Source organism: Aeromonas sp. R4-1 (genome assembly GCF_040908325.1).
Classification (GTDB): domain Bacteria; phylum Pseudomonadota; class Gammaproteobacteria; order Enterobacterales; family Aeromonadaceae; genus Aeromonas; species Aeromonas veronii.
On the sequence record NZ_JBFODM010000026.1, the window covers coordinates 12,970 to 36,863 of the forward strand.

22 protein-coding genes are annotated in these 23,894 nt (G+C 60.4%); 15 read left to right on the forward strand and 7 right to left on the reverse strand.

Annotated features, from left to right (window positions below):
* The first annotated feature begins 6 nt into the window (after positions 1–6).
* Both AB5Y90_RS03170 and AB5Y90_RS03175 read left to right on the forward strand, forming a co-directional pair.
* The gene (locus AB5Y90_RS03170; protein WP_005337703.1) at positions 7–456 is read left to right on the forward strand and encodes a C40 family peptidase; all 450 of its coding nucleotides are present in this window, start codon (positions 7–9) and stop codon (positions 454–456) included.
* Positions 457–747: 291 nt separating this feature from the next.
* A complete protein-coding gene (locus AB5Y90_RS03175) occupies positions 748–924 on the forward strand; it encodes a hypothetical protein (RefSeq protein WP_005337704.1) in 177 nt (58 codons plus the stop codon).
* A gap of 164 nt (positions 925–1,088) precedes the next feature.
* Here AB5Y90_RS03175 and dsdC read toward each other — a convergent pair whose 3' ends face one another.
* Positions 1,089–2,033 (reverse strand): DNA-binding transcriptional regulator DsdC, encoded by a 945-nt coding sequence (gene dsdC / locus AB5Y90_RS03180; RefSeq protein WP_307896502.1) that lies wholly within the window; start codon positions 2,031–2,033, stop codon positions 1,089–1,091.
* Positions 2,034–2,255: 222 nt separating this feature from the next.
* Here dsdC and dsdX point away from each other — a divergent pair, with 222 nt between their 5' ends.
* The 3 genes from dsdX (at position 2,256) to AB5Y90_RS03195 (ending at position 5,425) form a co-directional block, all read left to right on the forward strand.
* A complete protein-coding gene (gene dsdX, locus AB5Y90_RS03185) occupies positions 2,256–3,593 on the forward strand; it encodes a D-serine transporter DsdX (RefSeq protein WP_368166551.1) in 1,338 nt (445 codons plus the stop codon).
* A 16-nt stretch (positions 3,594–3,609) separates the two neighbouring features.
* Positions 3,610–4,941, forward strand: coding sequence for a D-serine ammonia-lyase (locus AB5Y90_RS03190; RefSeq protein WP_307896500.1), 1,332 nt, complete (start codon positions 3,610–3,612; stop codon positions 4,939–4,941).
* Between the two features lie 307 nt (positions 4,942–5,248).
* The gene (locus AB5Y90_RS03195; protein WP_005337712.1) at positions 5,249–5,425 is read left to right on the forward strand and encodes a hypothetical protein; all 177 of its coding nucleotides are present in this window, start codon (positions 5,249–5,251) and stop codon (positions 5,423–5,425) included.
* A gap of 72 nt (positions 5,426–5,497) precedes the next feature.
* Here the strand turns inward: AB5Y90_RS03195 and icd are convergent, their stop codons facing one another.
* Positions 5,498–6,751, reverse strand: coding sequence for an NADP-dependent isocitrate dehydrogenase (gene icd / locus AB5Y90_RS03200; RefSeq protein ID WP_005347179.1), 1,254 nt, complete (start codon positions 6,749–6,751; stop codon positions 5,498–5,500).
* 156 nt (positions 6,752–6,907) lie between these two features.
* The gene (locus AB5Y90_RS03205) at positions 6,908–7,780 is read right to left on the reverse strand and encodes a helix-turn-helix transcriptional regulator (RefSeq protein ID WP_368166552.1); all 873 of its coding nucleotides are present in this window, start codon (positions 7,778–7,780) and stop codon (positions 6,908–6,910) included.
* A 129-nt stretch (positions 7,781–7,909) separates the two neighbouring features.
* Here AB5Y90_RS03205 and manA point away from each other — a divergent pair, with 129 nt between their 5' ends.
* From manA to AB5Y90_RS03225, 4 genes are all read left to right on the forward strand, one after another.
* Entirely contained in the window at positions 7,910–9,109 is a 1,200-nt protein-coding gene (gene manA / locus AB5Y90_RS03210; RefSeq protein ID WP_368166553.1) for a mannose-6-phosphate isomerase, class I, read from the forward strand.
* Between the two features lie 507 nt (positions 9,110–9,616).
* The gene (locus AB5Y90_RS03215; protein ID WP_307896498.1) at positions 9,617–11,509 is read left to right on the forward strand and encodes a PTS fructose transporter subunit EIIC; all 1,893 of its coding nucleotides are present in this window, start codon (positions 9,617–9,619) and stop codon (positions 11,507–11,509) included.
* Between the two features lie 233 nt (positions 11,510–11,742).
* Entirely contained in the window at positions 11,743–12,495 is a 753-nt protein-coding gene (locus AB5Y90_RS03220) for a DNA/RNA non-specific endonuclease (RefSeq protein WP_368166554.1), read from the forward strand.
* 322 nt (positions 12,496–12,817) lie between these two features.
* Positions 12,818–13,921, forward strand: coding sequence for a YdcF family protein (locus AB5Y90_RS03225; RefSeq protein WP_219594487.1), 1,104 nt, complete (start codon positions 12,818–12,820; stop codon positions 13,919–13,921).
* A gap of 82 nt (positions 13,922–14,003) precedes the next feature.
* On the opposite strand, the gene AB5Y90_RS03230 is transcribed toward AB5Y90_RS03225, so the two are convergent.
* Complete coding sequence (locus tag AB5Y90_RS03230; RefSeq protein ID WP_005337730.1) at positions 14,004–14,378, reverse strand: DUF805 domain-containing protein; 375 nt, start codon at positions 14,376–14,378, stop codon at positions 14,004–14,006.
* A gap of 366 nt (positions 14,379–14,744) precedes the next feature.
* Here AB5Y90_RS03230 and AB5Y90_RS03235 point away from each other — a divergent pair, with 366 nt between their 5' ends.
* Both AB5Y90_RS03235 and AB5Y90_RS03240 read left to right on the forward strand, forming a co-directional pair.
* On the forward strand, positions 14,745–16,670 hold the full coding sequence (locus tag AB5Y90_RS03235) for an FAD/NAD(P)-binding protein (RefSeq protein WP_043821315.1): 1,926 nt from the start codon (positions 14,745–14,747) through the stop codon (positions 16,668–16,670).
* The gene (locus AB5Y90_RS03240) at positions 16,667–17,872 is read left to right on the forward strand and encodes a cytochrome c (RefSeq protein ID WP_368166555.1); all 1,206 of its coding nucleotides are present in this window, start codon (positions 16,667–16,669) and stop codon (positions 17,870–17,872) included. The genes AB5Y90_RS03235 and AB5Y90_RS03240 overlap by 4 nt, the downstream gene beginning before the upstream one ends.
* 89 nt (positions 17,873–17,961) lie before the next feature.
* On the opposite strand, the gene AB5Y90_RS03245 is transcribed toward AB5Y90_RS03240, so the two are convergent.
* From AB5Y90_RS03245 to AB5Y90_RS03255, 3 genes are all read right to left on the reverse strand, one after another.
* Entirely contained in the window at positions 17,962–18,297 is a 336-nt protein-coding gene (locus AB5Y90_RS03245; protein WP_005353195.1) for a DUF3634 family protein, read from the reverse strand.
* 106 nt (positions 18,298–18,403) lie between these two features.
* Positions 18,404–19,372, reverse strand: coding sequence for a nucleoside hydrolase (locus AB5Y90_RS03250; RefSeq protein ID WP_005337734.1), 969 nt, complete (start codon positions 19,370–19,372; stop codon positions 18,404–18,406).
* Positions 19,373–19,601: 229 nt separating this feature from the next.
* Positions 19,602–19,895 carry a hypothetical protein gene (locus tag AB5Y90_RS03255; protein ID WP_005353197.1) on the reverse strand — a complete coding sequence of 98 codons (294 nt, stop codon included), beginning with the start codon at positions 19,893–19,895 and terminating at the stop codon, positions 19,602–19,604.
* A 212-nt stretch (positions 19,896–20,107) separates the two neighbouring features.
* On the opposite strand from AB5Y90_RS03255, the gene AB5Y90_RS03260 reads away from it, so the two are divergent.
* Genes AB5Y90_RS03260 through AB5Y90_RS03275 form a run of 4 tightly spaced genes read left to right on the forward strand, consistent with a single transcriptional unit; the run spans position 20,108 to position 23,887 of the window.
* Positions 20,108–21,553 carry a coniferyl aldehyde dehydrogenase gene (locus tag AB5Y90_RS03260; protein ID WP_307896495.1) on the forward strand — a complete coding sequence of 482 codons (1,446 nt, stop codon included), beginning with the start codon at positions 20,108–20,110 and terminating at the stop codon, positions 21,551–21,553.
* Positions 21,554–21,564: 11 nt separating this feature from the next.
* A complete protein-coding gene (locus tag AB5Y90_RS03265) occupies positions 21,565–22,185 on the forward strand; it encodes a TetR/AcrR family transcriptional regulator (protein WP_307896494.1) in 621 nt (206 codons plus the stop codon).
* Complete coding sequence (locus AB5Y90_RS03270; RefSeq protein WP_021230683.1) at positions 22,166–22,684, forward strand: hypothetical protein; 519 nt, start codon at positions 22,166–22,168, stop codon at positions 22,682–22,684. The genes AB5Y90_RS03265 and AB5Y90_RS03270 overlap by 20 nt, the downstream gene beginning before the upstream one ends.
* A gap of 18 nt (positions 22,685–22,702) precedes the next feature.
* Positions 22,703–23,887 carry an iron-containing alcohol dehydrogenase gene (locus tag AB5Y90_RS03275; protein WP_368166556.1) on the forward strand — a complete coding sequence of 395 codons (1,185 nt, stop codon included), beginning with the start codon at positions 22,703–22,705 and terminating at the stop codon, positions 23,885–23,887.
* Positions 23,888–23,894: the final 7 nt, after the last annotated feature.

The following is a 23,894-nucleotide window of genomic DNA, read 5'->3' on the forward strand; positions in this document are numbered from 1 at the left end:
AGCCCGATGTATCGCAAGCTGCTGCTATCCCTGCTGACTCTGCTGCTGGCCGCCTGTTCCAGCACGCCGGAGCCGCCTCCAGCCCCCCGGCAGAGCAGTGCCTTCGATGGCTTCTACCAACAGTGGCGCGGTGTTCCCTACCGCATGGGCGGCGCCAGCCGCGCCGGGCTAGACTGCTCCGCCTTCACCCAGCTCGCCTACAGTCAGGTGCTGGGCTTCAACCTGCCAAGAACCACCGAATCTCAGGCCAGCATTGGCAAACCGGTGGATCGCTACCGGCTGCAACACGGGGATCTGGTCTTCTTCAAAACCGGCTGGCAACAGTACCATGTGGGGGTCTACACAGGTGCCGGCGAGTTTATTCACGCCTCCACCAGCAAGGGAGTGATCCGCTCCCGCCTCGACAACGTCTACTGGAACAGCCGCTACTGGCAGGCACGTCGGGTGACCCAGTAACCGCTCAAACGCCTGCTTGCGGCACAAGTTGCGTGCCGATACTCTCCGTCAATCCCTGTCGCTATGTCGGGACACACAACCCGCGCTTATAACTCAATTGGACCCAAAGCCTGCATATCACACCATTTTGTGATAAGGTGGTGGCCAATTTTTAACACTTTTGCCTTTTTCTCATACGCTCTCTGTCCTGATTGACAACACGCGCGGCGAAAGTGGAGTGTGGCGCAACACTGCGGGACGGGTGTCCCACAGCTGCAGTATCAAGGGTTAAATAGATAAGGAGATCGTGCAATGAAACAGTATCAAAGCTGGCTGGGGCAATACCTGATGAGTCGCCGTGACGGTGACCACGCCATGGCATGCGAGATGGCGAGTTCCATCTGCGAGTTCTGGCAGCAGCAGGGAGATGAAAACGAACTGGACAAGTGGCAGCAGATTTACCAGAACCATCTGGAAAAGACCACCTGATCCCGACCGTTGCCTTGCTGCCNGCCACGGTTGGCAGCAAGGCAACTCGCGACCAACCACCATCAGCCAACCCCTCTCCCCCAATTTTCCCGCTACGTTAAACCGCAACCTTCGTTCACTCGCGCTTTACCATCTTCATGTTGCTCTTGCGCACCGGCCTCGGTTCATTCCATCTCGGCCGCCATCCCCTGTGCCCAGTCGATAAAGGCCTGGATCTTGGGGCACTCGCGGTTGGGCAGGGTCGCCATGTAATAACGCTGCTCGCACTTGACCTCCAGCCCGGCAAAAGGGGCCACCAGCTCGTTGCGTGCCAGTCGCTTGCTCACCAGATTCTTGCGCCCCATGGCGATCCCGGCGTGATTCATGGCGGCGATGATGGCGAGATCCGAGCGATCAAAACCCATGCTCAGCTGGCATGCCTCGAGGCTGACCCCGGCGTGGCGAGCCCAGCAGCTCCATTCATCGGTATCCGAGTCAAATCCCCATGCCTGCCGATCATGGAGCAGCCGGCACAAGGACAAGTTGGCGGGATTGCCGACAAGCCCGTGCTGCTCGGCATATTCCGGGCTGCAGACCGGCAGCATGAACTCATCTATCAGCGGGTGGATGGCAAGCCGCTCCGGGCTCTTCTCATCGAAATAGAGGGTCAAATCGATGCCATAACCATGCAGGTTGATGTTCTCGTTGCCGGTGATGATATTGAGCTCGATCTGCGGATGCAGGCGGGAGAAATCAGCCAACCTGGGCACCAGCCAGCACTGGGCGATGGAGGGACGCGAATAGATGGTCAGGGTACCGGAGAGCTCCTGATTCTTGATCTCCAGGATCTCCTGATTGATGAACTCCAGCGAGGATTTGAGCGCCCAGAACACCCGCTGCCCATCCGCCGTCAGTACCACCTTGCGGTGAAAACGCTCAAAGAGCTTGAACCCCAGCTCCTCTTCCAGCGCGCTGATCCGGTGGCTCACGGCACTGGGACTCAGCGACAATTCATCAGCTGCCATGGCAAAAGATCCGTGGCGGGCGGCCGCCTCGAAGGTGTGCAGCTTGGCCAGCTGGTAGCCACTCAGCAGCTTGTTGCGCGATATGTAATTATCCCTGTTATACATTCATCCCCCTCTTCGCAAGAGCCGCCGATGATACACCCACAGGCCACCTTCAGGATGAAGTCAAAAGACCCAAAGAGTGTAATTTCGATAAATTGTGACCAATACAGCGCCTTTGCATCACCTCAGTTCATCCAAGTGGTCGATTTCATCATTTGTCAGCCCACCTCATTTTCATTCAATAAGCGCATAAACAATCACACACAACAGATGTCGAGGCGCAGTATGAGTTCAGAGGTATGGGTCATCGCTACTTTGCTAAGTAGCATCGTTCTTATCGTGGTTACCATAGTGAAGGGCAAGGTGCATCCTTTCCTCGCCCTGCTGCTGGCGAGCTTCTATGTCGGCACCCTGATGGGGATGAACCCGGTCAACATGGTCAATGCCATGGAAGCGGGCATTGGCGGCACGCTAGGCTTTCTCGCCGCCGTCATCGGTCTTGGCACCATACTCGGCAAGATGATGGAGGTGTCAGGGGCTGCAGAGCGCATCGGTCTCGCCCTGCAGAGATGCCGCAGGCTCTCGCCACAGGTCATCATGGTACTGGTGGGTCTGGTGTGCGGCATCACCCTGTTTGTCGAGGTCGGCGTGGTGCTGCTCATTCCGCTCGCCTTCTCCATCGCCCGCAAGACCAACACCTCGCTGCTGACCCTGGCCATTCCGCTCTGCACCGCCCTGATGGCCGTGCACTGCATAGTGCCGCCCCACCCGGCAGCCCTCTACGTCACCAATCAGCTGGGGGCTGACGTCGGCTCCGTCATCGTCTATGGCCTCGCGGTCGGGCTGTTTGCCTCGCTGGTGGGCGGCCCGCTGTTCCTCAAGCTGCTGGGTAACCGGCTCCCGTTCAAGGAGGTGCCAGCGGCCTTTGCCGACATCAAAGCGCGCGATGAGGCAACTCTCCCGACCTTAAGCGCCTCGCTCTTTACCGTGCTGCTGCCCATCCTGCTGATGCTGGCCAAGACGGTCGCCGAGCTCAATATGGAGCACGCCAGCCACCTCTACACCGTGCTGGAGTTTATCGGCAACCCCATCACCGCCATGTTTATCGCCGCCTTCACCGCCTACTACGTGCTGGGGATCCGCCAGCAGATGAAGATGGAAGGGCTGCTCAACAAGACCGAGGAGTGCTTCTCCTCCATCGCCAATATCCTGCTCATCATCGGGGCAGGCGGCGCCTTCAACGGCGTGCTCAAGGCAAGCGGGCTGGGCGATAGTCTGGCCACTATCCTCTCCCAGCTGGATATGCACCCGATTCTGCTCGCCTGGCTGGTGGCCATCGTGCTGCACGCCGCCGTGGGCTCCGCCACCGTCGCCATGATGGGCGCCAGCGCCATCGTCTCCCCCATCATGGTGCACTACCCGAACATCAGCCCAGAGATCATGACCCTGGCCATCGGCTCCGGCGCTATTGGCTGCACCATGGTGACTGACTCTCTGTTCTGGCTGGTCAAGCAGTATTGCGGCGCCACCCTGAACGAAACACTCAAGTACTACACCACCGCCACCTTGGTCGCCTCCCTGATGGCGCTGGCCGGTACCTTCCTGCTCTCCTTTATCGTGTAACAAGACCGAGAACACTATGAAAAACATCGACGTACAACAGCTCACAACGCAATTTCCACTGGTGCAATCCCTGATCGCGCTTGAGCAAGTCACCTGGTTCAACCCCAACACCACCACTCTGGCTGCCGGCTTGCCCTATGTGGGGCTCGATAACAACAATGTGGCGGACGCTTCCGCCCGCTTGGCCCGCTTTGCCCCCTACATGTGCGAAGCCTTCCCCGAGACCCGCACCAGCAACGGTATTCTGGAGTCCGAGATCGCCGCTATTCCGGCGATGCAGGCTACGCTCAACCAGCGCTACGGGGTCGAGGTCACCGGTCGACTGCTGCTGAAAAAAGACAGTCACCTGCCCATCTCCGGCTCCATCAAGGCGCGAGGCGGTATCTACGAGGTGCTGGCTCACGCCGAACAGTTGGCGATCAAGGCGGGACTGCTCTGCGAAGAGGATGACTACCGCAAACTGTTCAGCGACAAGTTTCGCCAGTTCTTCAGCCAGTACAGCATCGCAGTGGGCTCCACCGGCAACCTTGGCATGTCCATCGGCATCATGAGCGCCAAGCTCGGCTTTACCGTCACCGTCCACATGTCAGCCGATGCGCGGGAGTGGAAGAAGCGCAAGCTGCGCGAACACGGCGTCATCGTGGTCGAATATGCCGAAGATTACGGGGTGGCGGTGGAACAAGGGCGCAAAGAGGCCGAGCGCGATCCCAACTGCTTCTTTATAGACGACGAGAACTCCCGCACCCTGTTCCTCGGCTACTCGGTGGCAGGCGAGCGGGTGAAAATGCAGTTCGACGAGATGGGTATCAAGGTGGATGCCGACCACCCGCTGTTTGTCTACCTCCCTTGCGGCGTGGGTGGCGGCCCGGGCGGCGTGGCCTTTGGTCTCAAGCTGGCGTTCGGGGATAACGTTCACTGCTTCTTCGCCGAGCCCACTCACTCCCCCTGCATGTTGCTGGGGGTCCACACCGGATTGCACGATGCCATTGCGGTGCAGGATCTGGGCATCGATAACCTCACCGCAGCCGACGGCCTCGCGGTAGGTCGCGCCTCCGGCTTCGTCGGCCGCGCCATGGAACGGCTGCTCGATGGCTTCTACACCCTGAGCGATCAGGAGATGTATGACCTGCTGGGGCTGCTGGCGCGCGATGAACAGATCACACTCGAGCCCTCCGCTCTGGCTGGTATGGCCGGCCCGTGGCGGGTGGCAGCCAATCCCGAGTGGCTAACCGGGCGCGGTTGCGATGCCGCAACCATGGCACAGGCCACCCATCTGGTGTGGGCCACCGGCGGTGGCATGGTGCCTGCCGAAGAGATGGCAAAGTACCTGGCCAGCGCCAAGATCTAGGCTCTTTTGCCACATTTATCTGCAAATCAACCCGCCATCACGGCGGGTTTTCTGTTTTGGGAACAAGGGGATGGGGCTGTTCTGTCGCAATCCATGGCGACAATTTCCCCAAGTTGGTCAGTTTGTGCTAAAATGGCGCTCATTTTTTGACATCTCGCGTCACGTTCGCCGCCAGATTGCCCATCGGGCTCTCTGCCCGGGTCGTGACTTTGCACCATCATGCCTGATGATGTTCCCCCCAGATGAGCCGACAGGCTCCCGTCAAGGTGGGCACCCTCAAGGGCACATGAGATAAGGAGATCGGGTAATGAAACAATATCAAAGCTGGCTGGGAGATTATCTGATGAGTCGACGTGACGGAGATCACGCGATGGCTTCGGAACTTGCCAACACCATCTGCGCCTTCTGGAAGGCCCAGGGTGATGAAGCAGAAACCAGCAAATGGCAGCAACGCTATCAGCAACACGTAGAGCAGGCGCAATAAGCCCCTTCGCTCTTTCGCGATAAAAAAACCGGCGCACATGGCGCCGGTTTTGCGTTTCTGGCAAGCAGCAGATTACATCTGGTCGATCATGTCCTGAGCAAACTGGGAGCAGGAGCGCAGGGTGGCCCCTTCCATCAGACGCTCGAAGTCATAGGTGACGGTCTTGTTGCGGATCGCCGCTTCCATGCCCTTGATGATGAGATCGGCCGCTTCAACCCAGCCCATGTGGCGCAGCATCATCTCGGCAGAGAGGATGAGGGAGCCCGGGTTAACCTTGTCCTGACCAGCATACTTAGGTGCAGTACCGTGGGTCGCTTCGAACAGAGCCACACCGTCACCGATATTGGCACCCGGTGCGATACCGATACCGCCAACCTGAGCAGCCAGCGCATCGGAGATGTAGTCGCCGTTGAGGTTCATACAGGCGATAACGTCGTACTCGGCCGGGCGCAGCAGGATCTGCTGCAGGAAGGCGTCGGCGATGACATCCTTGATGACGATGGTCTTGCCGGTTTTCGGGTTCTTGAAGGAGCACCAGGGGCCGCCGTCAATCAGCTGGGCACCGTACTCGTTCTGAGCCAGAGCATAACCCCAATCCTTGAAGGCACCTTCGGTGAACTTCATGATGTTGCCCTTGTGCACCAGAGTCACGGAGTCGCGATCATTGTCGATGGCATACTCGATGGCGGCACGCACCAGACGCTCGGTACCGGCCTTGGACATCGGCTTGATGCCGATACCACAGGACTCGGGGAAGCGAATTTTCTTCACGCCCATCTCGTTTTGCAGGAAGGCGATCACCTTGTTTGCTTCGGCGCTGTCGGCCTTCCACTCGATGCCGGCGTAGATGTCTTCGGCGTTTTCGCGGAAGATCACCATGTCGGTCAGATCAGGACGTTTCACCGGGCTCGGGGTGCCGTCGTAGTAACGCACCGGGCGCAGGCAGATGTAGAGATCCAGCTCCTGACGCAGGGCTACGTTGAGGGAGCGAATACCGCCACCGACCGGAGTAGTCAGCGGGCCCTTGATGGCCACGCAATATTCACGAATGAAATCCAGGGTTTCGGCCGGCAGCCAGGCACCTTCACCATAAACATGAGTCGATTTCTCGCCGGTATAGATCTCCATCCAGGCGATCTTGCGCTCGCCCTTGTAGGCTTTCTCGACCGCAGCATTCACCACATTCAACATGGCCGGGGTTACGTCAACACCGATGCCATCCCCTTCAATAAACGGAATGATCGGATGGTTGGGAACCTGCAGCTTGCCGTTGGCATCGACTGTGATTTTCTGACCTTGGGTCGGGATTACTACTTTGCTTTCCATCGGCATCTCCTAACTTCCGTTTGTTATCAACTTGTTTGTTGCGCGCGGCCATCTTAGCCCATTCATTTTCATAATAAAACGACAAGAAAGCATGTCAGACCAAAGAGGTAGCCACCCGCCAGTGCGCCGTCACCACGCCTTCCCGACACAGCCCCGTTATCCCTCCAGCTCGCTGGCCGCCTGCGGCTGACTCAGGGAACGGTACTGGGTCGGGGTCAATCCCGTCTTCTGCTTGAACACCCGGCAGAAGTAGTTCACGTCACTGTAACCGCAGCGACTGGCCACCTCTTCAAGACGAAAGCGGTACTTTTTCAGCATGAATTTGGCCCGATCGATCCGCACCCAGCTGATGTAATCGGCAAGGCGCATATGACCCTGCTCGCGAAATAGGTGGGAGAGATGGCTGGCTGAAACGTTGAAGCGGTGGGCAATGGAGTCACGGGTGATGGGACGGTGAAAGTTCTCTTGGATATAGATGCAGATCCCGTGAAAGAGCTCTGCCCCCCGTGGCCGATCCGTGGCGGACTCCAGCAACAGCTGACGGGCACTCGCCAGCAGGGCCTGCAGCAGGTGATCATCGGTGGGGGAGCGACCAGGATCCTCGGTCAGTACGTTCAGCGCCGCCAAAATGTGTTCGATCACATGGCCCGCCCGCGCCATGATGCTGTGCTTTTGCACATCGAAGAAATCGGGATCTTCACGGCGCTTGCTCACCAGACTGAACCCCAGCTGGCGTTTGCCAAACAGCAGACTCAGCACCGAGCAGTCGGTGGTCCAAAGCGGCTTGTTCCAGCCATTGGGGGGGATGTAGAGCGCCTGCCCCGGCAATACACTGATCTCTCTGACCCCCTCCTCCCTGTCCCAGATCTGGTTGAGATACTCGCCGCTAAAGACCAGCTCGAGGCGGGGAAAGTTGACCTGATAGCTGAAACTGGGTGGCACCCCCTGTTCACTGGCAAACCAGATTTGGTCAAATGGAACCTGTTCGCTCAGGGCTCCGTCGAGCAGTTGGCTGAAGATGAGAGACATGGTGATCCTGATCAAGAGAGAGGCAAGCGGTTGCGGCGCGCGCGACCGCTCATGTTATAGTCCGGTCCACAGCAGTAATGCCACCCTTTTCTGCACCCGATTTTCTTCAAACTAGACGAGGCGTCCCTTATGAGCAGTAGCGATCTGCCCTCCTTTCTGTTGATGCAAAACCCGATTCAAGGCTATGACTGGGGCAGTCATGACTCCCTCACCACCCTGTTTGGCATTCCCAACCCGCAAGGCAAACCCCAGGCCGAGCTGTGGATGGGCGCCCACCCCAACGGCTGCTCCGAGGTGACGCTGGCGGGCAGTGTGCAAAAGCTCTCTTCGGTGATCGACAGGGCTCCGGCCGCCGCGCTGGGTGAGGCCACCTTCGCCCGTTTTGGCAGCCTGCCGTTCCTGTTCAAGGTGTTGTGTGCCGAGAAGGCTCTCTCCATTCAGGTGCACCCGAGCAAGGCTCAGGCTGAAGCGGGCTTTGCCAAAGAGGAGGCCGCAGGCATCGATATCAAGGCGAGCAATCGCAACTACAAGGACCCGAACCATAAGCCGGAGCTGGTTTTTGCCCTCACCCCCTATCAGGCGATGAACGGCTTTCGCGCCATTCCCGCCATTCTGGCACTGTTCGAGCGGGTCAATCTGGCGGCCATCGCCGATCTGACTGCAGCCCTTGCCGCCAGCCAGAATGAAGCGGGCCTGCAGCACTTCTTCCACCAGCTGCTGGTACTGGAAGGGGCACGCAAGGAGGAGGCGTTGGCAGGGCTGCTAACCTATGCCGCCGCCCATCAGGATGAGGAGACGTTTGCCCTCATCACCAGTCTGGCGGCCCAGTACCCGGGAGATGTGGGCCTATTCTCGCCGCTGCTGCTCAACGTGGTGACGCTTGAGCCCGGTCAGGCGATGTTCCTCGATGCCTGTACCCCGCACGCCTATGTGCGCGGCACGGGTCTCGAGATCATGGCCAACTCGGACAACGTGCTGCGCGCCGGCCTCACCCCCAAATACATCGATGTGGCAGAGCTTTTGGATTGCACCCGCTGCTTGCCCAAGCCGGACGACCAGATCCTGCTGTCCCCCCGCTGTGATGGTGCGGTACAGCACTTCGACGTGCCGGTACCTGACTTCACTTTCAGCATCTACCCGGCAGGCGAGCACCAGCTCACCACCGCCAGCGCCGAGATCCTGTTTGCCATCGATGCAACCGTGCTCCTCAAGCGCGGCGATGAGACGCTGCGTCTCGAGAAGGGCAAGTCCGCCTTTATCCCGGCCACCACCGGCAGCTACCAGCTGCTGGCCGAAGGGCGGGTCGCCCGCGCCGGCAACCGCTGCTAACGAGCACATCCCGAGCGATGCCCCCCCCCCCCCGAATATGCCCAAGGGCCATCAATGATGGCCCTTGTTTTTTATCCCCATCCATCCCCTTTCATCGCTTCACAACACGGTTGACCAGACTCACAGAGTTATCTCCCTCCCAATTAATGACAATAAAATCACTTGAGGCGCCTGCTATTTGCCAACCAGCTCACACTATTGCGCCATAACTAATCACACAAATATCCATTCCATCACAGCAAATTCATCATCGACCTGGACACCCAGATAAGATTTCGCACGAACAAAAACAAAATAAGCATTTGATATTAAATGATTAAATTTACATTCACATCGAATTCAATCATCACGCCAAAACGAGATGAGAGTCACAGCTCATTCTTGCCAGCACAAAAATCCAGTAAACGGCACATTTGTCCGATTTCGGCACCGCGCCAATGGGAGAACAATATCCAGGTCAATTGTTCCCCCCATCATGCGGCTCGGCAACGGAGCCAGGAGAGTAATATGTTACCCACCATGACCAACGGCAGACTCATCTGCCTGGAGTTGAAGGCCACCAGCAAGGAGGCCCTGTTCGACGAGATGGCACAGATGCTGGCGCGCGATGGCGCCGTGTCTGATCAACAGCAATTCGTCAAGGATATCTGGGCCCGCGAGCAGCTGGACTGCACCGGCTTCGAGCAGGGTGTCGCCCTGCCCCACGCCAAGAGCAAGGCGGTCAGTCGTCCGGCCATTGCCATCGGTGTCAGCCGCCAAGGTATCGAGTACGGCGCCGAAGATGGCAAACCGACCCAGCTGATCTTCATGATCGCCTCCCCGGATGGCGGTGCCAACCACCACATCGAAGTGCTGGCGGAGCTCTCTACCCGTCTGCTGGAACCCGGTTTTATCGAGCAGATGAAGGCGGCCACTACCGTCGAGCAAGCCCTGACTCTGCTCAAGCAAGGCCCGAAAGCGGAAAAACCGGCGCCAGCCGCCAAACCGGCAGCCACTGCCCCGGCGGCCCCTGAAGAGCGCCCCTTCAAGGATCGCCTCAATACCATGAAGCAGCACCTGCTGTTTGGTACCTCCCACATGATCCCCTTCATCGTGGCAGGCGGTGTGCTGCTGTCACTGTCGGTGATGATGAGCGGCAAGGGCGCCGTGCCGGAAGCGGGCTTCCTTAAAGACATGGCCACCATGGGTATCGCCGGTCTGACCCTGTTTACCGCTGTACTGGGTGGCTACATCGCCTACTCGCTGGCTGACAAGCCGGGCCTGGCCCCGGGCATGATCGGCTCCTGGATTGCCGTTCAGCACTATCAAACCGGTTTCCTTGGTGCCATTCTGGTGGGCTTTATCGCAGGTTTCGTGGTCAATCAGCTCAAACGGATCAAGCTGCCTGACTCCATGACCTCCCTCGGTTCCATCTTCATCTATCCGCTGATCGGTACCTTCCTGGTGTGTGGCATCGTGATGTGGGGGATCGGTGCCCCGATCGCCGCCATGATGGAAGGGATGAACCACTGGCTCTCCAGCATGGCGGGCTCAGGTAAAGTGATGCTGGGTGCCATTCTGGGTGGTATGACTGCCTTCGATATGGGCGGCCCGGTCAACAAGGTTGCAACCCTGTTTGCCCAGACTCAGGTCAACACCCAGCCCTGGCTGATGGGCGGCGTCGGTATCGCCATCTGTGTACCGCCGCTGGGTATGGCGCTGGCGACCTTCATGTCTCCGAAGCGTTACAAGAAAGAGGAGCGTGAATCCGGTAAAGCGGCCGCCATCATGGGCATGATCGGTATCAGTGAAGGTGCCATCCCGTTTGCCGCTGCTGACCCCATGCGCGTTATCCCGGCCATCGTCGCAGGCGGCATCGTCGGCAACATCACCGGCTTTATGATGCACAGTATCAACCACGCCCCCTGGGGTGGCTGGATTGTCCTGCCGGTTGTTGAAGGCAAGATGGGCTACATCCTGGGTACCATCCTCGGCGCACTGACCACCGCCATCATCGTCAACCTGCTGAAGAAGCCAGTGAGCGAAGAAGATGACGTGACCACCACCCAAACCAGCTTCGAGATCATTGAAGCGGAAGGAGAAGCAGACGTTCTGGCCATCACTGCTTGCCCGTCTGGCGTGGCCCACACCTTCCTCGCCGCCAAGAGCCTACAGAAGGCTGCCGCCAAGCAGGGGATCAAGATCAAGGTCGAGACCCAGGGCGCCAACGGCATCATCAACCGCATTACCGCCAAGGATGTCGCAAACGCCCGCTGCGTCATCTTCGCCCACGACGTGGCTATCAAGAACCGCGAGCGCTTCACCAATATCGAGGTCATCGATGTGAAGACCAAGGAGGCGATTCACAATCCGGAAGCACTGCTGGCCCGCACGCTGGGCAATAAGGCAAACGCCGCCTGATAGCAGTCAGACAGCTCATCACAAGGGGCCCATCGCGGGCCCCTTTTCGTTGTCTGCCGAGCAACCGCATATCATCCCACCGACCAAGCCACTGATTTAAAACATATTAACCAGTCACATCACGGATCTTGGCGAGCCGTCACAGAACGGTGACGTGTAAAAAAACAGCAATTGAAGCGCTGGTCAGCTCTCATGTCAAATGGCTCCGCCTACTAAACTGGAGCATCACAAAAATGATAAAAATCAATAAATTGGTTCTGGCTGTTACCCTCACCCTCACTGCCACCCCCTTGCTGGCCGCCCACTGGGAATGCGGCCAGCACGTGCGCTTTGGCCTCCCCTCCGAATCGGATCAGAAGCTCTGCCGTGAAGGGTATGCGGTCGGCTACAACTACGACTACAAGGTGGCGGACTGGGTCTCCTACCGGATGACCGCCCAGAGCGCACAGGGCACAGTGTCGCGCAAGGATGCCTTCGCCGAGGACAGGGAGATCCCGGTCGCCTACCGCGCCACCCTCTCCGACTACAAGGGCTCGGGCTACGACCGTGGCCATCAGGCCCCGGCGGGGGACATGAAATCGAACAAGAACACCATGAAAGAGAGCTTCCTGCTGAGCAACATGACGCCGCAGATCGGGGTGCTCAACCAGAAGGCGTGGCGCGTGCTGGAGGACAAGGTGAACAAGTGGGCGGTCTCCCGCAAGGATGTGCAGGTGATCACCGGCCCCATCTTTACCGGCTCTGAAGAGTCCATCGGTCAGGGTGTGGCGATCCCGAGCGCCTACTACAAGATCGTGATGGACCCGGCCAGACTGCAGGCCATCGCCTTTATCATGCCGCAGGAAGAGGTGCCCATCAGCCAGATCGCCGACTACCGGGTCTCGGTACGCGAGGTGGAAGAGCAGACCCAGCTCAACTTCTTCAGCGATATGCCCGAAGAGCAGCAAGAGACGCTGGAAGCCCGCATCTCCCCGATGTGGAACTGACCGCGAGCACTCGCCAGCAGATGGATTGACACCCCAGCTCTCTTGCATCGCGATAGAGGGAGGGGCCAACGCCCCTCCCAGCAGGGGGAGTCACGCTCCCCCTGCCCTTTTCAGATGGCAGCTGATCCGTTGCGGCCACTTTTGCGGCCACAGGTGTGGCATCACCCGACGACTCGCCCCGACTCACAGTTTGCCGCACCGTTAACTGGTATATTGCCCCCTCTTTGGCACTAACAGACTGAATTGACGCACATTTGCCTCGTCGCATCGGCCCGCAAACCGCTGCGCCACGGCGCGATTCAGCCCGACAGAGGACCTTTTGATGAAACAGACCCTTCTTGCCCTCACCCTCGGCGGCCTGCTGGCGCTCTCGCCCCTCACCCTGCAAGCGGCCGAGAGTTCGATGCAGATGGAGCACGACCTCAATACCCTGGTCAGCAAACGCCAGGCGGTGGACATGCTGCTCGGCGAAGCGCTGCAGATCTACAAGTCGCCAGCCAAGATCTCCCACGCCGGTTTTACCGCCAAGATGCCGAGCAATATGGAGCTGGTGACCGAGCGGCTGCTGGCCGCCTACCAGCTGGAACCCTACCGCACCGACCTGCTCATCTCGGCGGCCAACGCCCAGATCTACAACGGCAACCTGAGCCGCGCCATCACCTTGCTGGAGCAGGCGCAGGCCGTCGCCCCCGATGATCTCGACATCAACAGCTATCTCGCCATCTGGCAGCTGGTGAAGGGCAACAAGGAGGCTTCCCGCAGCTATCTGGCGAAAGTGGCGGATCGCAACAGTGGCCGCGCCGCCGATCTGGAGGAGATCATCGCCCGGGTGCAGCGGATCACCGCCGCCCCGCTGCAGACCAAACTGACCGAGGATCAGGTCAAGGCCAGCAGGGAGGGCAAACGCGCCATCGTCACCCTGGGCTACGCCCTCAATCCCGACGGCAGCATGGACAAGATCCTGCTGGGCCGTCTGCAAACCACCCTTGAGCTGGCCAAAGCCGACCCGGAAGCGCTGATCATCCTGACCGGCGGCGTGCCCCAGAACCGCCAGACCGAGGGCAAGCTGATGGCTGACTGGCTGGCCAACCACGGCATCGACCGCAGCCGCCTGATTGAAGAGAACTACGCCACTAGCACGGTGGATAACGCCCTCTACAGCGCCTATGCCCTCGCCCGCCACCAGATTGACTATGCGGTGCTGGTAAGCTCCGCCAGCCATGTACGCCGCGGCCAGACGGTGCTGGAAATCGCCTGCGACCAGATTGGCCCGGCCAACATCAAGGTGGCGAGCGTCAGCTACCCCGACAAGCCCCTCGAGGAGCTGGCCACCCCGAGCGAGAGTGAGCTGCTCGGCATCTACCGCGACGCCCTGCGCACCTACGGCATGTGGAGCTACCGCTCCGCCCCGCTGATCGAGCGTTGATAGGCCATCAACACGAAAAAGAGAGGGAGGCATCACGCCTCCCTCTCTTTTTATTGGCCGATTATTGGCTGAGCCGCGCCCGTTAGCTGACGATAAAGCCCTGTGAGGGGGCCGCTTTGGGATCGTCACCGAAGCGGTTTGGCCCCTGCTGACCGTTGCAAACCATAAAGTAGATAAGCACCAGGGTACCGATGATTGGGATAAGCCCGAGCAGCAGCCACCAAGCGCTGCGGTCGGTATCGTGCAGGCGACGGGCCGCTACCGCCAGCGAGGGCAGCAGCACCGCCAGCGAATAGATGGAGCTGATCAGCTCATTGTCACCGCCAATCAGCTTGTCCACCATGCCGAGCAGCAGCATAACGATGACGTTGCACAGCACGAACATCCAGTATTCGGTGCGACGGGCCCGTCCACTGAATACCGCATACTGCTTGAGGACCGAGATGTACCAGTTCATTACGCCTCCTGAGTGGCCTTTATGCCTATGAATAAAAAGAGAGTCGATAAAACAAGTAGTTAAGAGCTTAGCGCGATCATCCCCCCGAGTCGACAATGATGCCCGAACGCCTCCCAAACTAATCAGCTGCGGCAATCATTGACCGACCGAGCCGGAAGATAATTTGCCCTGCAACAGGGCAAATCACCCCCATCAGCGCATCACTCTCGTCACAAGCAGGAAAATGGTGCTTAATAATCCATTAGCAATCGTATGGACTCAGCGTGAGGATAGCGGTAGATTCGGCGCCCAATCCTGAACAGGATCTGTGTCTCCCTCCCATAATGAATCCACTTATTCATTACTTCTCCTAACACAGGGATAGCCATGAGTATTACACGCAGAGATTTTCTCAACGGCGTTGCCATCACCATTGCGGCAGGCGTCGCCCCCATCAATCTGCTCAAGGCTGCCGAAGGCGGCAGCACGCTGGCGGATAAAACCTTGGCCTACCCGCCCGCCCTCACCGGCCTGCGCGGTAACCACCCGGGCTCCTTCGAACCGGCCCACAGCATCGCCCGTGACGGCAAGCAGTATGACTTTGCCAATATTCCCCTTGAGGGGGAGTACGATCTGGTGATCGTCGGCGCCGGGATCAGCGGTCTGGCCGCCGCCTGCTTCTATCAGCAACTGCTCGGCGCAGATAAGAAGATCCTGCTACTCGACAACCACGACGACTTTGGCGGCCACGCCAAGCGCAACGAATTCACCACCCCCGATGGCCTGCGGCTGGGTTACGGCGGCAGCGAATCCCTGCAATCACCGCGTTCGGTCTACAGCCCGGTGGCGCTCGGGCTGCTCAAGGCGCTGGAGGTCAACATCGACGAGCTGGCCGCCGGTTTCCAGCAGACCTTCTATCCGGATCTGGGGCTGAGCCGTGGCGTCTATTTCGACGAGAAGCACTTTGGCGTCAACAAGATAGTGAACGGGGATCCGGGCCACAACGTGGCGGACGATATCCCGCGCGATCGCCTGAACGGTCGTCCGCTGGCAGAGTTTATCGGTGACTTCCCCCTCGATGATGCCGACAAGGCCGCCCTGTTGGCCCTGCACGAATCGAAGATCGACTACCTGAGCGGCATGACCCGCGAGCAGCAGGATGAGTGGGTGACTCGCAACAGCTACACCACCTTCCTGCGCGATAAAGTGGGTCTCAGCGAGCGGGCGATCACTTACTTCCAGCAGCGCACCAACGACTTCCAGGCGGTCGGCATCGACGCCACCGCCTGCGCCGATGCGCGCCTCTGCGCCTTGCCGGGGTTCGACGGCCTCAATCTGACACCGCTGGATGCCGAGGAGCAGGCGGAGCTGGACGATCCCTACATCTTCCACTTCCCCGATGGCAACGCCGGTCTCACCCGCCTGATGGTGCGCAAGCTCATTCCGCAGGTGGCGCCGGGTCACACCATGCAGGATGTGGTGCTGGCCAAGTTTGACTACAGCAAGCTCGACCTGCCGGAGCACAAGGTGCAGTTGCGCCTTGGCAGCACGGCGCTGCAGGCCAAAAACGTGCGCCTCGCCGACGGCAAGCTGGCGGTGGATGTCACCTACATCAAGGAGGGGAAACTGCATCGGGTGCGGGCCAAGCAGTCGATCATGGCGGGCTACAACATGATGATCCCCTACATGGTGCCCGAGATGCCGGAGCCCCAGAAGGAGGCGCTGCGCCAGAATGCCAAGGCGCCGCTGGTCTACACCAAGGTGGTGATCAAGAACTGGCAAGCCTTCGTCAAGCTGGGGGTACACGAGGTCTACTCCCCCGCCGCCCCCTACAGCCGGGTCAAGCTCGACTATCCGGTCAGCATGGGTGGCTACGAGCATCCCAAGAGCCCGGATCAGCCGATGTGCCTGCACATGGTCTATGTGCCGACCCTGCCGGGCAGCGGTCTGTCGGCCCGCGAACAGTCCCGCAAGGGGCGCGCCATGATCCTCGGCATGCCGTTCGAGCAGCATGAACAGATGATCCGCGAACAGCTGCAGGGGATGCTGGGCAGCGCCGGTTTCAACCATGAGCAGGATATCCTCGCCATCACGGTCAACCGCTGGTCTCACGGTTACTCCTATGTCACCAACACCCTGTTTGATGACGAAGCGCAGTGCGAAAAATGGATTGAACTGGGTCGCCAGCCGATCGGCAACATCACCATCGCCAACTCGGATGCAGGCTGGAGCCCCTACGCCCACGCCGCCATCGACGAAGCGTGGCGCGCCGTCAACGAGCTGGTAGCCATGAGCAAGGGAGGTGCCCAATGAACCGCGCCCTGTCACTGACCGCCAGCGCCCTGCTGCTGGCCCTGCCCGCCCTTGCCGCCAACGCAGCCCCCGCCATGTCGGCAGGCGAGTACGTGGCCAAGCTGGGCGACTGCGCTGCCTGTCACACCAGCGAAACCAGCAAGTCACTGGCGGGCGGCAAAGGGTTCCCGACCCCCATCGGCACCGTATTTGCCACCAACATCACCCCCGACAAGACCCACGGTATCGGCAACTACAGCCTGCCGGAGTTCATCAAGGTGATGCGCGAAGGGGTGGCCCGCGATGGGCATCGCCTCTATCCGGCCATGCCCTACACCGCCTACGCCAAGATGAGCGATAAGGATCTCGAAGATCTCTATCACTATCTGATGAAGGAGGTGCAGCCGCTGGCCATCGCCAACAAGGAGAGCGACATCCCCTGGCCCCTCAACATGCGCTGGCCGCTGATGGGCTGGAACTGGATCTACCACGATGACAGCCGCTTCACCCCTGTGGCTGGCAAGAGCGAAGAGTGGAACCGCGGCGCCTATCTGGTGCAGGGTGCCGGTCACTGCGGCAGCTGCCACACCCCGCGCGGGCTCGGCATGCAGGAGAAAGCGCTGACCGAGGCGGATCCCGTCTACCTGAGCGGTGCTGCGCTGGATGGCTGGTATGCCCCCGATATTCGCGACAGCCGTTACAGCAAGCAGGCGCTGATCGACCTGCTGAAAACCGGCCGCAGCCAGCATGAAGCGGTCGCGGGCCCCATGGGGGAAGTGATCACTCACAGCAGCCAGTATTTCAGCGACGCCGATCTGGCCAGCATCGCCACCTATCTGACCGATCTGAAAGATGAACCGGTGGAGGAGAAAGGGGCCCGTGCCTACGCCAGTGCCAGCGGCAAGGCGGACTACGCCATGTACTGCTCCACCTGTCACGGGGTCAACGGCCAGGGCAATGACCACGTCATCCCCTCGCTGGTCAACAACCGCACCGTGCTGGCGAGCGATCCGTCGAGCCTGATCAATGTGCTGCTGCACGGCGCCGAAACACCGGTCACCCACGGCCATCTGGGTTACCACATGCCGGGTTATGGCTGGACCATGGATGACGAGCGGCTCGCCGAGCTGGTCAACACCCTGCGCGCCTCCTGGGGCAATGAAGGCACCGCCGTCAAGGCGGCGGCGGTCAAGACCCAGCGCGAGCTGCACGGCAAGGAGTAAGGGCTGTCAGCTCTCTCTTGACCAAGTGCCATAAGAAAACGGGCCTCCACTGGAGGCCCGTTTGCTATTGATGAACCAGGTTCCGGTGCTTATCCCTTGCGGGATTTTGGCCCCGGCAGTGGCGCCGTTGGCTGGCGGTAATCGCCATAGGGGAAGATATTGCGAAACCGCTGGGCCACCGGCTCGGGGATGGATCGGGAGAAGATCAGCTTCACGCCATCGCCATCACGCTGCCCCACAATGCGACCGCGCACCGTGTCGTGGCGCAGGATCTGCTTGGCATGCTCAATAAAGGCGGGTGACACCTTGCCCTGCTTGACCACTACCTTGCCGGGTGCAAGACGGATCTCGAACAGGGCGCCACGTCCCAGCTTCATCAACCACCAGATCAGGGCTATCGCCACTATCAAGGAAATCCAGGCCATCTTCATCCCTCCCAAGCTCTTGATATCAGGCAGTATAAGCGGCCGAGCGTTCCGATTGTTTGGCGCCGATCACAGCCCCCGCCTCAACGTAATAGCGCCTCTTTGCTCAGCAATCCTTGCCCCAGCCCACCAGCGTCTCGCGATAGAGCGCCAGCAAGGCTTCATCGCGCACCGCCACCCCGACCTGCTGCGGACGATAGGCTGCCCAGTCATCGTGGGAGTGGCGTTTGCCATCGAACTTTTGCAGGGTGTGGCCGATGGCCGGGCCGCTGGTGATAACCCGCACCGGCCCTTCCCGCAGGGTAAAGAGGGTCGGATCAATCACATAGGCGATGGCGGACGGGTCGTGGACATGGCAACCGGAGAGCCCCAGCTTCTCGGAGTAGAAGCGCAGGTAGAAGCGGCTGACATCCCACAGGAAGCGGCCCGGCTCCCCCGCCTTGTCCCTGAGCTCATCCAGATAGGCGCTGCTGAAGAAGCTCTGCTGAGTCACATCAAGCCCGATGATCACTACCGGCCAATCGGCGGTAAAGACCCGGTCGGCGGCATCGGGATCGTCGTGGATATTGGCCTCGGCATAGGGGGTGACGTTGCCACGATGGCCGTTGACGCCAAAGGCGCCGCCCATCACTACTACCTGTTTCACCAGCGAGACAATCTCGGGGGCCTGTTGTAGCGCCAGCGCCAGATTGGTGAGCGGGCCGATAGTGACCAGGGTGATCTCCCCCGGCGCAGCTTTCACTGCCTCGACTATGTACTGCCAAGCGGGGCGGGGATCCGGAGCGATAGTCACCTCTCCCGCCTCCATGTCGCCAAAGCCGCTCGGGCCGTGGACTATGGTGGTGGGGCCGACCGGCTCGCGCAGCAGCGGGGCGGCAGCGCCTTTGGCCACATCCGCCTTCATGCCGTACTTCTGCTTGAGCCAGAGGGCGTTGCGGGTGCCATTGTCGATGGTGGCGTTACCAAAAACAGTGGTGATGGCGAGCAGCTCGATGGCGGGGTGGGCCTCGGCAAACAGGATGGCCATGGCATCGTCGATACCCGGATCAGTATCCAGAATGATTTTATGGGTCATGAGAAATTCCTACGGTGACAAACCCTGCGACAAAAGGGAGAGTCTACCCGGCTGACGGTCTCGTATCCCGGCATGGGATCACAGAGCGGGCCTTTGCTCCCGGCAACAACACACGGCTGGCGACAATCTGCACAAAAAACGGCGCAGCCCTGTTGCCAGCGCCGCGCCCTTTATCGTTGTTTGTTATCTGTTATCTGCTATCTGGCAGTGATCTGCCTGACTACGACCCTCAGTGCTTGCGATGCCAGCGCGGTGAGGTCGCCTTCTCCCCCCAGGGGGTGACGCAGGGGAGCAGAGCCCCTTCAATCACCATCTCGCTGCCTGCCAGCGCCTCAGCGATCTTCTGGTGCAGCACCCGCAGTACCTTGCCCTCGTGCTCGGCCAGAGAGTGGCCCGCGGCAAAGAATTCCGGCTGATATTGCAGTGCCAGCTTCTGGGCGAATTCGTAGGTGTTGAAGCAATCCGGCATCCGCTCAACCACATCTTCAAGCCGGGCCAACAAGCTGTTCAGTTCCCTGGTCATAGTGCTCTCTCCGTGTAGGTTAATAGCCAAAAACTACCCCTTATTAGATAAGTCACCAACGAGCAAACCACAAAAGTGTGGGGAGACACACAGTTCTCTCTTGCGTCCAGCTCGTGGTGAACGGCAGACAGCTTGCCAGCTTTACATTCCGGCAACAAACGGCTAGATTTAGACCGACTAATCAGTCGGTCATTTTTCATGCGGAGAACAACATGGGTGCGGCGCAGCTTCAACACACTCCTGAGGATATCCTCGCCATCAAATTGTCCCTGCCGGATCAGCTGGCGCGGCTCAAGCGGGCGAGTCTGGCTCACCCCATGCCAACCCTGGCCGAGCGCCGGGCACAGCTGACCAAACTCAAACAGGCGTTGCTCGCCCACAAGGGGCAGCTGTGCAAGGCGCTGGCAGCAGATTATGGCCAGCGCAGCCACTACGACAGTCTGATTGCCGATGTGCTGCCCTGCATCATGCAGATCAACTACACCCAGAAGCGACTCAAACGCTGGATGCAGCCCCACCGCCGTCACACCGGCCTGCTGCTGGCACCCGCCAAAGTAGAGGTGCACTTCCAGCCACTGGGGGTGGTCGGCATTATCGTGCCGTGGAACTTTCCGGTGATGCTGAGCCTTGGCCCCCTCATCACCGCCATCGCGGCGGGCAACCGGGCGATGCTGAAACTCTCCGAGTTCACCCCCCACACCAATGCCGTGCTGCGCACCATGCTCACCAGCGTGTTTGACGAAAACGAGATCGCCATCATCGAGGGGGATGCCCAGATGGCGGCGGCGTTCAGCTCACTGCCGTTTGATCACCTGCTCTTTACCGGCTCCACCATGGTGGGCAAGCTGGTGATGGCCGCCGCCGCGCCCCAGCTCACCCCCCTCACCCTTGAGCTGGGTGGCAAGAGCCCCTGTCTCATCGCCCCCGACATGCCGGTCGCCACCGCGGTCGAGCGGATGATCTTCGGCAAGAGCCTCAACGCCGGACAGATCTGCGTCGCCCCCGACTATGTGCTGCTGCCCCGCAGCGAGGTGGATAACTTTATCGCCGCCTATCGCCGCCACTTCAGCAAGCTCTACCCGCAGGGGCTCAATAGTGCTGACTACGGCGCCATCATCAACGACCGCCAGTATCAACGTCTCGTCAGCTGGCTGGATGAAGCCGAGCAGGCGGGTGCCCAGCTCCACCCCTGTGGCAGTCCGGCCCGCGATGATCAGCGTCGCCTGCTGGTGCCCCACCTGCTGACCGGGGTGGCGGGTCAGTGTCAGGTGATGCAGCAGGAGATCTTCGGGCCGCTGCTGCCGCTCATCCCCTACGACACCCTGGAGGAGGCGCTCGCCTATGTGGCTGAGCGGCCCCGCCCGCTGGCCCTCTATCTGATGAGCTTCGACCCCGAGTTGCAGGCACGGGTGACCCGGGAGACCCACTCCGGCGGCATGGCGATCAACGAGAGCCTGTTTCAGGTGGCTGCCGACGATGTGCCGTTTGGCGGCATCGGCGCCTCCGGCATGGGCCACTACCACGGCCACGAAGGGTTTCTTACCTTCTCCAAGGCGAAAACCGTGCTGACCCGCGGCAAGTTCACCACCGGCTCCCTGATCCATCCGCCCTACCACAGCTGGATCCAGAAGCTGATGATGGCCTTCTTCCTGCGCTGATGGAGATGACCATGAACCAGGCTATCCCGCAGCCACAAAACATGACCGACAAGCGCCGCCAGATCCTGGATGCCGCCCTCGCCCTCTGCGCCGAAGATGGCTTGCAGGGGGCTGCCACCGCCCGTATCGCCAAGGCGGCCGGGGTAGCCAACGGTACTCTGTTCCACCACTTTCCGAGCAAGGAGGCGCTGATCCTCGCCCTCTATCAGGATGTAAAGACCCGGATGGGGAGCGCCATCCATGAAGCAGATCCCACCCTGCCGCTGTACGACCAGACCCGCCACTACTGGCAGCTGGCGATGGAGTGGATGCAGGCTAACCCCAATGAGCTCAAATTTGTGCTGGATTTCTTTCACTCTCCGCTGCTGGCCAGACCGGCCCGCAGCCAGATCCTGAACGATGCCCTGCGCTTTCTGCCTGCCCTGCTGGCAAAGGGGCAGGCCAGCGGCGAGCTGATGCAGGCCCCCGCGCCACTGTTGCTGGAGGTGTGTCAGGGCCAGTTCCTCGCCTGCGCATCACTGTTTGTCGATCAACCGGAGCTGGGAGAGGACGACTACTGGCAAGCCAGTGCGTTCGCCCTCTTCTGGTCAGCCATCTCAGGAGCCAACCCCTATGACAACTCCGACCGTTGAATCTCTAGCCGCCCTTGGTCGCCGCCTCTGGATCACCACTCTGCTCTGGGTGGTGGGTCGCACACTCTGCCGCGCCGCCCGCACCGATGAGGCGGTACGCCGCGAATTGGCGCCGTTGCCGGACGGGTTGGCAATCCGCCTCGAAGTGGGCGGCATCGGCTACGCCATGAACATGCACAAGCAGGGTGGCCGCTGGTATCCCGGTGCGCCAGCCGCCCCTCATGCCACCATCCATCCGCTACGGGTGCGCTTCAAGCATCCCAATATCGCCTTTCGCGCCCTGAGTTTTCGGCTCGGGGTCAATCAGGCATTTGGCGAAAACCGGCTGCTGGTGGAGGGAGACCTGACCGTTGCCATGCATCTGGTGCGGGGGCTTGAGCAGTTGCAGTCCCTGATCCTGCCCGCCTTTATCGCGCGGCCGCTGCTGCGCCACTATCCCGCCCCGACCAACAAGCTTGGCCGGGCCTGCAACATCTATCTGGGTCTGGTGACCGGCTAACGCGCAAGGAGCCTTGAAATGAGCCGCTATTACGATTTTTTCTGCCCGGTCAAACTGCTGGCCGGTGAACAGGCGCTGGAGCAGCTGGCCAGCGAGCTGGCCAGCCTGGGTGCTCGTCGCCCGCTGCTGCTGACCGACAAGGGGGTCAATGCCACCGGCCTTGCCACCCTGCTGGCCAATGTGCTGGCCGAGGGGGAGCTGCCGGTCGCCGCCATCTGGGACGAGATCCCGGCCGACTCTTCCACCGCCGTGGTGGAGCGGATCGCCAAACGCTATCGTGAGCTCGACTGCGACAGTCTGGTGGCGCTGGGGGGCGGCTCGGTCATCGACACCGCCAAGGCGGTCAACATTCTCACATCCATGGGGGGGGATCATCTGCTCGACTCCTCGGGCGCCGGTTGCCTGACCCGTCCCCTCAAGCCGCTGGCGGTGGTGCCCACCACGGCGGGCACAGGATCAGAAGTGACATTGGTTGCAGTGATCAAGGATGAGGCGAGCGGGCGCAAGGTGCCCTTCACCTCCCCCTTCCTGCTTCCCCAGCTGGCGGTGCTCGACCCGCGCCTGACCCAGGGGCTGCCCCTCAATATCACCGCCGCCACCGCCATGGACGCCATGACCCACGCCATCGAGGCCTTTATCGGTACCGCCAAGAACCCGGTGAGCGATGCACTGGCCCTGATGGCGGTGGAGAAGATCGCCAGCGCCCTGCCGCAAATCATCCACGACCCGCAAAACAAACAGCTGCGGCTGCAACTGGCGGAAGGCTCCACGCTGGCTGGCATGGCATTCTCCAACTCCATGGTGGGGCTGGTGCACGCCCTCGGCCACAGTCTGGGAGCCCGCTGCCATCTGCCCCACGGGCTGTGCATGAACCTCTTTTTGCCGACCGTGCTCGACTACAACCGCCCCGAGGTGGATAGCGAGTTGGCCCGGCTGCTGTTGCCGCTGGTGGGGGCAGAACGCTTTGCCGCCACCCCGGCCCATCAGCGGGCGGAGGCGACCATCACAGCCATTCGCTCCCTGCGCGACACCTTGTGGCAAGCGGTCAAGCTGCCGCGCACCATGAGTGAGGCTGGGGTAAGCGATCGCTCGCTACTGACCGAGATCCGCGATCTGGCGATCAACGATGGTGCCCTGCTGTTCAATCGCAAGGATGCCGACCGTGAGCAGTTACTTACCCTGCTGGAGCGGGCCTGGGCCTGATCCCTCC